Consider the following 13,113-nt stretch of genomic DNA (forward strand, 5'->3'; position numbering starts at 1 on the left):
AACTAGCCCCCCGCTGATGGAAGCCGCTTTACGCGGCGATCCATACAGCAAACATCGTGGAATAAATCCACTCCCACCACACTAGCTCCCCGCTGGTGGGAGCCGCTTTATGCGGCGATCTTTACAGAAAGCATCGCGGAGCCAACCCGCTCTCACCACACTAGACCTGCTGGTAGGAGCCGCTTTACTTGGCGATCTCAACAAAAAAACATCGCGGAATAAATCCACTCCCACCACATTAGCCCTGCTGGTAGGAGCCGCTTTACGCGGCGATCTCTAAATAAAACATCGCGGAATAATTCCGCCCCTACCATACTAGCTCCCCGCTGGTGGGAGCCGCTTTATGCGGCGATCTCTACATAAAACATCGCGGAATAAATCCGCCCCAACCAAACTAGCCCCCGCTGGTGGGAGCCGCTTTACGCGGCGATCTTTACATCAAACTCAGGATCACAACCTTTGCGGCTCTACTGGGCTTTGTATAAAGCTGGCGAATCTATCAACTATGTTTGGATAATGTGCACGTAACAAAGCTTGTGACTCTCGGTTACTCAAAGCACGACATCGCTCAGTTTGCTCTTGCAGCATCAACTTTTTCAAACTCAGTCTACCGTTTGTCGTAGACATCAAAAAATGGATGGTCGCCCAACTACTTTTATACATCAGCTCAGAATTGTAAGACTTCCATTTGGATTCTGCATTAATGAGCTCATAAGGCGATAACACTCGCCCTTTAATATAACCGCGATGTAATCTAGCTTGATTTGGTGCAACAGTGCCGATCTGCATCGTCACTTTTACGGTTTGAAAATAGCCTGCAAGTCCCTCATTTAACCAACGCGGCGTATATCCAATCACAGTCTGATTAATAGCGTGCACCGCTTCATGAACAGCGGTTTGCATCGTCGCATGATGATTTCTCTGCTCGACCAAAGCAAGGTTGTATCTACCCAAGTAGAGACCAACATTACCCTTTGGATTGCCACCATAGGATTTAACCACTCGCTCATATTCGTGCCGATTAGGTAGCACCTTGATCCTGAGCGTCACCTTTTGCATCGCCTCCAAGCCAACAATACTGGTATACCCTCTAAATACGGCATTCAGTTTAGCGCTCAAGGTGTTTTTAAACTTTTCCGTGATATTTGGACCGGAGATATTGAGGTCAAAGAAATCAAGAGCACGATTACGCTCTGGCTGATAAGGCTTAGCCGCAGAACTCGGTTTTTTATCCGAGTAATTCGTAATGCCTCTTTCATCAACCCAAGTGTAGATGCCATTCTCAACACGGTATTTGATTCCCTCGGCTTGCTGAGAAACACAGCGACCAAACTGTCTTAAACTCGTTTGATGGTCAAAAGTATCTCCGTTTGTTGACTGAACTGAACTTGGTTGTTTGAACTTTTGCTCTGAAACCACTGGCGCACTATTTAATTCAGTTTTTTGGTTGCTTAGCATATTGGTTAGCTGAGGCTGTATCTGAGTAAACCAAAACTCACGGCCATCAAAAAAGAGAAACAACAACACAGAAAACACAACTAAGCAGGCCTTAAAAATAGCCTCCTTCCACTCGCTCCAAGCGCCCTTCATTCCTTGACCCTCAATCCTATTTTTTATTGAAATATCCTGATAGTAAGAATAACCAAGCTAGAATCCCGCAGTTAGAAACCGCTTTACGCAGCGATCTCTTTATAAAACATCGCGGAATAAATCCGCTCCTACCATACTAGCTCCCCGCTGGTAGGAGCCGCTTTACGCGGCGATCTCTTCATAAAACATCGCGGTATAAATCCGCCCCAACCAAACTAGCCCCCGCTGGTGGGAGCCGCTTTACGCAGCGATCTCTTTATAAAACATCGCGGAATAAATCCACTCCTACCATACTAGCTCCCCGCTGGTAGGAGCCGCTTTACGCGGCGATCTCTTTATAAAACATCGCGGAATAAATCCGCTCCTACCATACTAGCCTTACGCTGGTGGGAGCCGCTTTATGCGGCGATCTCTTCATAAAATATCGCGGAATAAATCCACTCCCACCACATTAGCCCCCACTGGTAGGAGCCACTTTACGTGGCGATCTCTTCATAAAACATCGCGGAATAAATCCACTCCCACCACATTAGCCCCCGCTGGTGGGAGCCACTTTACGTGGCGATCTCTTGCGCACTATTCTTGAAAACCAATCCCTCGCACAACCTTTCGACGCTCCCAACCCCAACAAAGTGCCAAAGCAAACACACCACTTGAGTAAGTGACATACAAAGGCACTGAGGTGTCGGCATCCTCAGCATACATAAACACGCTCGACATCACCCAGGCAGCACCTGCACCAATCAATAACCACACCGCCGCAGAATACAACTTATACACCGGCGCACTTATATAACCCGACAACACCACACAAGCCGCTGCTACACCGCCTATCACCGGTTTTTTCCACCAGCCCGCATACTCCGCTAATATCCCAGCCAAGGTTGCTGACACGACAAAAGTCACGATGACGATCATGATAGACAGTAAAAATTTAAGGGCATGGTTCATAATTCACCTTTGCAAAACCTCAGACTACTGAATATAGTCTACAACCTTCATCGATCTAAAATTGAGATGCTTTTCTTCATGATGTTCTGCATCCAGCACTACTGACAAGTACGGAGCAAATACCATTTTTTCATCCGATGAAAGCTCAAACTCCATTTTAAACATTCGCTTACTGCCCACTGGAACAGTAAAGTAATCAGAGTTATAACTACCGTAACGCTTTTCACCTACATAGTATGCAAGTAATCTAGCTTGACTATCTTTATGATCAATCGCATAACTTTTATTTCTAATCCTAAAAGCATTATCACGAGGAAGCAGGTTAATAGCGTAAAAGGAGCAAGTAAGATTTTTGCCGCGCTTTTCACATTTATCCTTCTTTACTTCAAACCCCGCGTAGTGTTGAAAAGTTTTAACGGGGCCATCGTATTCATCATTGAACATGGAAAGTGATATCCAAGGATCTTTTAGAAACATCCCTGCTGAAAAAAATGCTGCACATACAAACACAGTTAAAATTGACTTTATGAATCTCCTAAAAGTGCTTAGTCCGGCTCTCTCAAATTGATAATATAAATAACTTATCATCACCACACTAAGCACCAAAATTGGTATAAAGCGAATCAAGCTACTACCAGAATAAAGTACGTAGGCCTTTACTATCTCAACAATATCAGTTGCATAAGCACCAATGACAATACTGGTTATAAAAACGGTAAAAGCAACAAATTTATTAAATGAAAATAAAGCCGCTTTTTTTACTGTGTTGTGTTGTTGTGACGCTGAGCCATCCATTTGTTTGCGTGTCCTAGTTGCTAAAGTTTTGAAATACAATCAAAGTTTTTATCGATAAATAAATTTACAATCCATCTACATAGAGTTCAAGCTGTAATCTATCATCCGTTATGTTGATAGAGAAACCTATCTGGTTGTTAAATCAATATCAGCTCCTCTTTGACGCTGACAGCTCATACCCACCTTGCGTTAGTTCACAGGGAGTTTCAAAACTTCTCTCAACCGCGCAAACGTCAAAAACTCATCGTTGGCTTCCATTACTGCATACTCTGGGTTTCTTGCCACAAGTAAGTAAGTTACTTCACCTTGCGCATTAATCTGTTTTTTTACATCTCGTAATAAAAATTGTTCGTCGCCAGCTGCGTCAAAGCGCTCGATGGCGATAGTGGTATTTGTAATTGATCCTGCATTGTTCGATGTGATCCGCTCTAGTAACAATAAATCCCCATCGAAGATCGGGTATTTCCCACCATTCATAGAATTGCCACTAGCATGAGCTAAGAAGTGTTTTTCAGGGTCGACTTTTCCACACCCTGGTGGTGCAGGTACGAAGGACATTTCGCTGCAGTCTCCTGTTTTAAAGTGACCACAAGCAATTTTTAAATTAGGAAAATATGGCAGTTGTACCACATGTTCCGCAACATCTGTGCTTTGTAGCTGGTTTGGTATCGCATCATCTGTTACCGTCTGTGTACTTTCGAGTTCGGCTAGCCTGTCACGTTTGGTATGAAGATATCTAGCAAGGCGATAGCGGCTTAACTCCAATATACAATCGGTCAGTTGTTCAATATCTTGCGTGTTAACTTCAAGGTTTAGTTTGAACTGTGCTTCTTCAATGGATTGATTTGGTGCTTGTTCAATTGAAAACCAGTGGTGTGCTTTTCGCTTATGCATAGGCTTTTTTGCTTCTGTATAGGCATTAACCGGATTATCAAACCAATAGTTGAACCAAGCTTTACTGCCTTTGCTTTTGCTTCTGTCCTTTTCTGATATATCTAGCTTTCTTAGCTGAGGGTAGTGCAATAGCACATCATAACTCTTATCTGCCAGCGCTCTTAATGTGGGAGGGTAAGCCATACCATCAAGCTGAACAAAGGCTTCAAGCAAAATGGCTTTAAAGCATTTTGTCATACTGGTTACTTCGACAGCCTCTTTTAAAAACACCTTGTAGGGCGCAAGCCACGCAGCTGAAATACTACTAACGCTCTTTGCTTTTACAACGAGTTCAAACCAACTTCCATAAGCCTTTACCTTCTTAAACTCACCATATTCATGGAAAAACTCACACGCATCGGGCGCATGACCTAGTTGCTCTGTTAGATTTTGATAATCATCAAGAGCCGTGGTTCGCTGTTCTTTAGCGAGTTGCCGCCAAAAGTCGGTAATTTCTAGGTCATAATTTACAAAACATCCTTCAGGTAGCTGAACTACATGGTTGTCTTTATTTAGTTTTGTAACTAAATCTTTAGGTGAGTGCGTAGCAAAGAGTGCATAAGGCTTGTTCAAAAAGCTGTGGTGGTTGCCAATAAAATCTAAGACTACCAAATGCGTTTTCTGTTGATGGGTTCTCAGTCCACGACCTAATTGCTGTAAGAATAAAACCTTAGATTCACTGGGTCTCAGCATCATCACAGTGTCGATACAGGGTAAGTCAGTGCCCTCATTAAACAGGTCAACACTAAAAATAATTTGTAGTTTTCCAGATGCTAAATGCGCTAAAGCCTCACTACGTTTTATGCTTGACTTTCCATGTACCGAAGCCGCTTCAATTCCCGCTTTATTGAAGTAGTTTGCCATGTAGTCGGCGTGTGCGGTCGAAATACAAAATGCCAGTGTGCGTGTTTGCGCTAACTGTTTCCAGTGCTGTAAAGCATGTTTTGCCCTGTGCTCTGTGGCAAATTGGTTGTTTAGACTGGTTGGATCAAACTTGCCGTTACGCCAAGGAATTGCGGTATAGTCAACGCTTTTATCCCAAATACCATAGTAGTGAAATGGTGCGAGCGTTTTGGCATCAATCCCCTGCACCATATTCCGCTCATAGACGAGGTTGTTGTCACATAGACTTAAAATATCGGCTTGGTCAGTTCGCTCTGGTGTAGCAGTTAACCCAAGTAAGAATTGTGGCTCAAAATAAGACAGCAAGTTTCGGTATAGTTTACTACTCGCGTGGTGAAACTCATCAACAATAATGTAGTCAAAATAATCGACAGTGAACTGCCTCAAATTCTCTGTTTTACCAATGCTCTGTACAGAGGCAAACAAAAAGTCGGCATCACTTTGTTTATGCTTACCGATATAAAACCCTGCAGTACAATCAATTAGTCGCGTAAATGTCTTGGCCGCTTGCTTGAGAATTTCTTCTCTATGTGCCACAAATAGAACTTTTTTAGCACCTACTTGTTGAACATCAAAAGCAGCAAGCCATGTTTTGCCCATTCCTGTCGCTAATACCACTAAGCCTCTTTTATAGCTTTGTGCTCTTGCGTTATTCAGCTTTTCTAAGGCTTCTCGCTGTTCTACTCTTGGGCTAATCGGCTCAATATCTATATCAGCAACAGCATTGCTAACGGTTTTGAACTGTGGCTTCTTACGGCGCTCTTGATAATGCTGAATCCATGGGTAGCTTAAACATACTGTTTGAGAGTGAGTAAATAAACTGGCAAACGCAGCCTTAAACTGCAAAAATGTTGCCTTGTTATTAGCACTGTGACTAGCCATAAAATCATGCCGAAAACACCACTCTAACCCTTGAGTTAGTGCCACTGCACTTATATTGTTTGAACCAATAAACGCACTCCCTTCATAAATTTGGCCATCTTCACCTTTGGTTTTTGTGAAAAAGTATGACTTCATATGGAAGCTTTCATTGCCACGAGTTTCATATACTCGCAGCTCAGCCCCTAAAGTATGTAGCGTCATCAATTCTTTAAGTGCGAGCGGGCAAGTGAAGTCTAGATAGTCTGAAGTAAGTAACTTTAAGGTGGTGCCGTTTGTTAAGGCGTCATACAAAGCATCAAAGAGTAAATCAAGACCAGAGCGCTGAATAAATGAAACGGTAATTTCAATCTCGTCAGCTTGCTCGATGGCATGAAGCAACGCAGGCAGTAAAGGGTCATCGCCCCCTACGTAAAGTTGCTTATCCGTGTACAGCGTAAGTTTTCCTCCTTGGTAATTACTGCTCACTTGATTAGTCCTTCCTAAGTAGAGCGTTTAACCAAAGCTCATTATCTCGGTTGGGTCTTCTATCTTCCGTCACCCATTGCTTGATGACGTTAAGATTTGGACATGCTGCGATAACTTTTGATAACCCCTCTTCATTGAGATCTGTAAATCTGCGACCATTGTGCTCTCGTTCACCAGCACCATATTTGAACGAAACATACAACACGCCATGAGATTTAAGCGCGTCTTGTAACTTCACAAAAACATTGGGTAGATCTTGCTCTGCGACATGTAAAAGACTGGCACAGGCCCAAATACCATCAAAAGCAGCAATATCTTGTATCTCTTCAAAGAATTGGTGCCTCACTGGCTGGCCTAGTTGTGTAGCGGCAATCTTCACTAGCTTTTCGCACGCATCCATTGCGCTGACTTCAAAGCCAAGTTGCTTAAACGCTACCGCGTCGCGGCCACTGCCACAGCCTGCGTCAAAAATATGGATATGGCGTTTCTCACGCTTTGGTAATTCAGGAAGAAACTCCCGATAAAGCGGTTGCATGTCCACATTGAGTGTTGAGTTTGCAAATTCTTCTGCGTGTTGATCGTAATAAGCGAGCGTAATTTTGGACATTTTTTACCTAACATAACTTCATTTAGTGGCGCAGTGTAAATGACGAAAAGTATGATTTCCATGTCGCCATTGAAACTCCGTCAACTCACATTTGCTGTCCATTACCAATGTGATGCCACAGTAGCGCTGATATTACTAATCTAAATGGTTAGATAAACGCTCAAACGCATAAAGATCCTGTTCGTGAGCGGTTACTTCATCCTTAACCACTGTATATATTCATTTGAAATTAGATGTAAACGAATGCTGTGAGTATTAAACCCGAAAATCCGTAAGTTTTGTAGTGATTTGCGTCAAATTTCGAAGCCTTTGCCACCAAAGTGTTAGATATTTTTTGCCAAACTATTAAAACTAGGGTTAATTCAAACTGGTAAAAGTAACAAATATAGATGGGTTAGCCCATTACAACGTATTACAGCTATTTTTATCACTTTACTGGCTTAGTCGGTGTTTTGCCTGTTGTTAGTTCGGTGTAGAGATACTGTGCTACCTTACTTTATATGAAGGTTTGCTTGTAGGCTGGCTATGCGAGGTGTCGATTCGGTTTACAACTTTTCCACATTCACCTACATTGGAAATGTAGCTTGGGTCTCAACAGGAAAGTCGCATGCACTTCAAAAATAAAATAACAAACGAACGTTCTTACAATACCGGTGGTAGTGAGGCGAGTAGCCTTGAAAGCGACCGTGGGCGTATTATCAACAGTGCTGCGCTTAGACGGCTGCAACAAAAAACCCAAGTGTTTCCGCTTGAGCGCAATGCGGCGGTGCGTTCGCGCTTAACGCACTCGCTTGAGGTGCAACAAAACGGCCGTTACATTGCTAAAAAAATTGTTGATGCACTTGTGCAGCAAGGTAGACAAGATTTGCTGCAATATGAAGATAAAAACGGCCAGCAGGTGGATTTGTCTGAGTGTTTGGTTACTCTGTCTGAAATGGCCTGTTTGATGCACGATATTGGTAACCCTGCGTTTGGTCACTTTGGCGAGGCCGCTATCAATGATTGGTTTAAACGCTATTTGAGCCAGCATCAACAGTTTGCAAAAAGTGCTCGGGCGGCACTTAGGTATGGCTCAAAGGAGAGTAAATCGTCTGATCTGGCGGTACTGAATCAAGAAATGGAGTTGCTGCTCGATATTTGTAGTTTTGAGGGTAACGCCCAAGCCATTCGCGTTATTCATACGCTTTCTCGGCTTAACCTTACCTACTCGCAATGTGCCACTGTGATGAAGTATACCCGCTGCGCAACCACACCTAAATCAACTGTGGCCATTGATAAGTCTTATCTGCAAAAGAAAGCAGGATACTATTTTAGTGAAAGTGGTTTTGTCAGTGAGCTGTGCGACAAATTGCAGATCCAAGTGGGTAATCGCCACCCGGTGACTTATATCATGGAAGCGGCTGACGATATTGCTTATTGCCTTGCTGATATGGAAGACGCTGTAGAAAAAGGCATTATTAGCGTAGATGAGTTAACGGGCTGTTTAATAGAGGAATATCAAAATATCGCAGCAGGATTTGGGATCACCGATGACAAGCTGTTAGAGCTTATGAGTAAAAAGCTGCACTATGCCAATGACAAAGCCAGCAAGCATATGGCGAATTTTGATAATGAATTTTTTATTTGGCTCCGCGTGGGATTGCTACACCCGCTTGCTGAACATGCCAAAACACGTTTTATCGATAATATTGAAGCGATCTACGAAGGGAATTTTAACGCTTCGTTGCTGGAGGATAACAGCCACCTTCATGCTATTGTAAAATCGCTGAAAACGGTCGCGACCAACAAGGTATTCTCGAATAAAGAAGTCGAGCAGTTGGAGCTTCAAGGTTATAAGATCACCAGCAGTATATTAAACGAATATCAGCGGGTGCTTGATTTAGATGCCGATGATTTTCACGCTGCATTAAATGGCGAGCATAGTTTTGCGATAGAGTCGCGATTGATTAATCGGATTTCCAAAAAGTATGTTGCGGTATACCGCGAAACGGTCGCGAAGCTTAGTGAGCCTGAGCAAGCCGAGCCGATTTTTGAGTTTTATTACCGCTGCCGCCTTATTCAGGATTTTATTAGCGGTATGACTGACCAGTTTGCTTATGATACCTATCGTGCGTTGACTGCGTTGGATTGAGGTTAAGGGCGTGATCGCGGGGTCTTTTTGAAAAGATCGCCGCATGAAGCGGCTCCTACCAGCGGTAATGATATGCGGTTGGAGTGGGTTCACACCATAATTTTGTAGAAAAGATCGACGCGTGAAGTGGCTCCCACCAGCGGTGGCATTTGAGGAGTTGTCCAGCGGTCATGTTACATGGTGGGAGTGGGTTCACCCCACGATTTTGTTGAAAAGATCGCCGCATGAAGCGGCTCCCACCAGCGATGGCATTTGAGGAATTATCCAGTGGTCATGATATGCTGTGGGAGCGGGTTTATCCCGCGATATTGTTGAGTTGATGTTTGAGCCTTGTTGAAAAGATCGCCGCGTGAAGCGGCTCCCACCACTGGTGGCATTTGAGGAGTTGTCTTGCGGTAATGATATGCGGTTGGAGTGGGTTCACACCATAATTTTGTAGCAAGGATCGCCGCGTGAAGCGGCTCCTACCAGCGGTGGCATTTGAGGAGTTGTCTTGCGGTAATGATATGCAGTTGGAGTGGGTTCACCCCACGATTTTGTTGAAAAGATCGCCGCATGAAGCGGCTCCCACCAGCGGTGGCATTTGAGGAGTTGTCTTGCGGTAATGATATGCGGTGGGAGTGGGTTCACCCCGCGATTTTGTTGAAAAGATCGCCGCGTGAAGCGGCTCCTGCCAGCGGTGGCATTTAAGGAGTTGTCTTGCGGTAATGATATGCGGTGGGAGCGGGTTTATCCCGCGATTTTGTTGAAAAGCCGCTGCTATGAGTGAGGTAAAAAGTAGAGAAATGATCGCTGCGTCCTGCACAAGTGGCAATAAAAAAGAGGTGCAAATTGCACCTCCTTTGAGTTTTGTAATCTAGTAATGCTTTACATGGGTATTAAAACGTCACGTTTACACCAAACCAAATATTGCGGGCTTTGTCTTTTACGTTGTAGTCATCGCTAAATACGACTTCGCTTACCACACCACGGCCACTTAGGTATTCGTATTTACCATCACCGTTTAAGTCGTTGTAATCCGTGCTATAAGACGTAAAGTCTTCATCCAATAAGTTATTGATACGCGCAAACACAGTAACATTGTCGTTAAAGGTGTATTTAGCACCTAAGTGCAGTAGGTTGTAGTTTTTGTAGTACATGGCCTTGTCTAGGTTGTTGTCCCAGCCACGGTAACGATCAGAGCGCATTTCAGCATTTAGCGTTAGTGAGAACTCGTCTGTTACTTGCCAGTTTACCGTGGCATTTGCCATGTGTTCAGCGGTATTGGTTAATGGTTGACCTTCTTGAGGACCACTCTTTTGCTTGCTGTCAGTCCAGGTGTAGTTTGCGTAAAGTGAAACTGCATCAGTGAACTGGTAACGGCCTGCAAGTTCAATCCCTTGGATCTCAACTTTGTCGATATTGATTTTTTGGCTATAAGTATCGTAACCAAGCTCGTCATATACACCCAAATTCACGCATGGTTTTGCGCCGTTGGTTGCAGAGCAACTCTTGATAGTGTCACCACGGGCGATTTTATCGTCAAACTCCGTTGAGAAGTAAGTGATATTAAAGTTGTGGTTCTCTGTTGGGTGTGTCCAATACAATGCAACTTCGTTGTTTACGCTGGTTTCTGGTTCAAGATCTGGGTTACCTGCAAACGGTGACGTACCTTGACCACCAAAGCCGGTAATACCATTGTATAAGTCAGTCGTTTGTGGCGTTTTATAACCTGTACTGATCCCGCCTTTTACTGTCCAATCGTCAGACAGCTCGTATACACCGTATAGACGCGGAGAAAGTTGGCTACCAAATACATCGTGGTTATCGTGACGGACACCCACTGTAACTGTTAGCGGATCGCTTAAGTGCCAGTTATCTTCTACAAATAGCGAGTACATTTGGTGTTCCTGAACGCCTTGATCAACGCCCGACTCCATACCAAATACGCCATCTTGTAATTCACCATCAACCCACTGGCCGCCCACAACAAACACGTGATCGCCAAGTAAATCGTCAACAGGAATATCCACTCGCGCGTCTAACGTATATTGGTTGCTGTTCAGTGTACGCTTTGGACGTGGTAAGAATGTGCTTTCAGCAAGCGCTTTACGCTCTGCTTCTTCCATATCGGCATATTTACCACTGCCATCATACATGGCTTGTAGTAGTTTACGCTCTGCAACAGAAAGCGGCATAGTACGGCCATTGTTATCGGTATCAACAAATGCCAAAGACACAAAAGTTTCGATATCGTCAAACGTACCTTGATGCGTTAGTGACCACCAGGTTCTGTCGAATTCTTGATCCGCCGCATAACCTGCGCGCGGGTTTACCTTGCCACGGCGTGTTTGCCAGATTGATTCGATGTTGTCTTTAGTGCCAAGCGGATAGGTAATTTTGCCCGACTCAACGTCGTAGTTTGGCGTATTATCATACTCTTGATTTGAGATATCGTAGTCAAAAGTAACAGTGTGGTTGTCATTTGGCGTAAATACAAAGGTTGCACCCAATTGGGTGTTAGTGTTGTCTACTGTTTTGCCACCGCGTCCAAAACCAAGTTCACGATGATGCAGCTCACCATTTGGATCGACTGCAGGTGAAAACTCAGGGTTTGAGGCTTGACGCTCATAAATGCTGCCGCGAGCAGAAAAGTTGAGTAAACCTTTAACTAAAGGCCCATAGATACTGAAGTCAGTGGTAATGTCATCACCAAACTGGTCGTTTGTTTGTAGGCTTCGGCCAAAATCAATGCTGCCGGTCCATTCATCTACTGACTTTTTAGTAATAATGTTGATTACGCCACCCATCGCATCTGCACCGTAAAGTGTAGAGGCAGGTCCCCTAATGACTTCAATACGCTCAATGGCACTTTTAGGTGGAATATGGTTAAACGCGTTACCACCAAAATTATTTGGGTAGATATCACCGTGGTTGTTTTGACGCTTACCGTCGATAAGAAGTAGCGTATATTCACCTGTTAAGCCACGCATACTCACACTGCCTTGCCCGGTTTTATCTCGAGTTGTGCCAATGTCCACGCCTTCTTGGTACTTTACGGCATCAAGCAAAGTCGTATAGGACTGAGCTTGAATGTCTTCAGCGGTGATCACAGAAATACTCGCAGGTGCTTCTGGTATTTTTTGCTCAAAACCAGTCGCAGTTACAACGATGTGTTCCATGTCTGGCTGCGCTTTTATCGAATCAGCAAAAGCAACTGGGCTAAGGGCAGACAGCACCAAAGCAGAGAGTACACCACGTTTAAAAGGCGTGTTTATCATTGTTAATATCCCAAAATTTATTGCATTAAAGTAAATTTTGGCGCGTACTCTAAATGGAAACTGAATAAAAGTCAAAGCAATTGATAATTAATCTCATTTGCATTTTTTGTTTAGATCATATTTAAGGGCCTTTGTGAGTTTATTGATTTTTCTTTTTGTTGGTTATTAAGAGATCGCCGCGTAAAGCGGCTCCTACCAAATATTTAACCTCTTGGTGGGAGCCGCTTTATGCGGCGTTCATTTGAGTTAAGATCGCGGAATAAATCCGCTCCTACCATATATTCAAACCCTTGGTAGGAGGCGCCTTAGGCGGCGAGCATTTGAGATAAGATCGCGGAATAAATCCGCTCCTACCATATATTCAAACACTTGGTGGGAGCCGCTTTACGCGGCGTTCATTGGAGATAAGATCGCGGGGTGAACCCGCTCCTACCATATATTAAAACTCTTGGTGGGAGGCATTTTACGCGACGAGCATTAGAGACAAAATTTCGGAATAAATCTGCTCCTACCATATATTCAAACCCTTGATAGGAGGCGCCTTAGGCGGCGAGCATTTGAGTTAAGATCGCGGAATAAATCCGCTCCTACCATAT

8 protein-coding genes are annotated in these 13,113 nt (G+C 43.9%); 2 read left to right on the forward strand and 6 right to left on the reverse strand.

The features are described 5' to 3' along the window. Positions 1–450: 450 nt before the first annotated feature. From DRB05_RS06630 to DRB05_RS06650, 5 genes are all read right to left on the reverse strand, one after another. Positions 451–1,590, reverse strand: coding sequence for a DUF1570 domain-containing protein (locus tag DRB05_RS06630; RefSeq protein WP_128726233.1), 1,140 nt, complete (start codon positions 1,588–1,590; stop codon positions 451–453). A 576-nt stretch (positions 1,591–2,166) separates the two neighbouring features. Continuing rightward, positions 2,167–2,541: a hypothetical protein gene (locus DRB05_RS06635; RefSeq protein ID WP_128726234.1), complete on the reverse strand. Its 375-nt coding sequence runs from the start codon at positions 2,539–2,541 to the stop codon at positions 2,167–2,169. A gap of 24 nt (positions 2,542–2,565) precedes the next feature. Continuing rightward, on the reverse strand, positions 2,566–3,336 hold the full coding sequence (locus DRB05_RS06640) for a hypothetical protein (protein ID WP_128726235.1): 771 nt from the start codon (positions 3,334–3,336) through the stop codon (positions 2,566–2,568). A gap of 189 nt (positions 3,337–3,525) precedes the next feature. Next, a complete protein-coding gene (locus DRB05_RS06645) occupies positions 3,526–6,519 on the reverse strand; it encodes a DEAD/DEAH box helicase family protein (protein ID WP_128726236.1) in 2,994 nt (997 codons plus the stop codon). Between the two features lie 4 nt (positions 6,520–6,523). Continuing rightward, complete coding sequence (locus DRB05_RS06650; protein ID WP_128726237.1) at positions 6,524–7,126, reverse strand: class I SAM-dependent methyltransferase; 603 nt, start codon at positions 7,124–7,126, stop codon at positions 6,524–6,526. 607 nt (positions 7,127–7,733) lie between these two features. Here DRB05_RS06650 and dgt point away from each other — a divergent pair. Next, complete coding sequence (gene dgt, locus DRB05_RS06655; RefSeq protein ID WP_128726238.1) at positions 7,734–9,257, forward strand: dGTPase; 1,524 nt, start codon at positions 7,734–7,736, stop codon at positions 9,255–9,257. A 555-nt stretch (positions 9,258–9,812) separates the two neighbouring features. Continuing rightward, the gene (locus DRB05_RS23080; protein WP_275669074.1) at positions 9,813–9,947 is read left to right on the forward strand and encodes a hypothetical protein; all 135 of its coding nucleotides are present in this window, start codon (positions 9,813–9,815) and stop codon (positions 9,945–9,947) included. Positions 9,948–10,135: 188 nt separating this feature from the next. On the opposite strand, the gene DRB05_RS06660 is transcribed toward DRB05_RS23080, so the two are convergent. Beyond that, a complete protein-coding gene (locus tag DRB05_RS06660; protein WP_128726239.1) occupies positions 10,136–12,517 on the reverse strand; it encodes a TonB-dependent receptor in 2,382 nt (793 codons plus the stop codon). Positions 12,518–13,113 lie beyond the last annotated feature (596 nt).

Origin of the sequence: Pseudoalteromonas sp. A757 (assembly GCF_004103285.1) — a bacterium.
Taxonomy (GTDB): domain Bacteria; phylum Pseudomonadota; class Gammaproteobacteria; order Enterobacterales; family Alteromonadaceae; genus Pseudoalteromonas; species Pseudoalteromonas galatheae.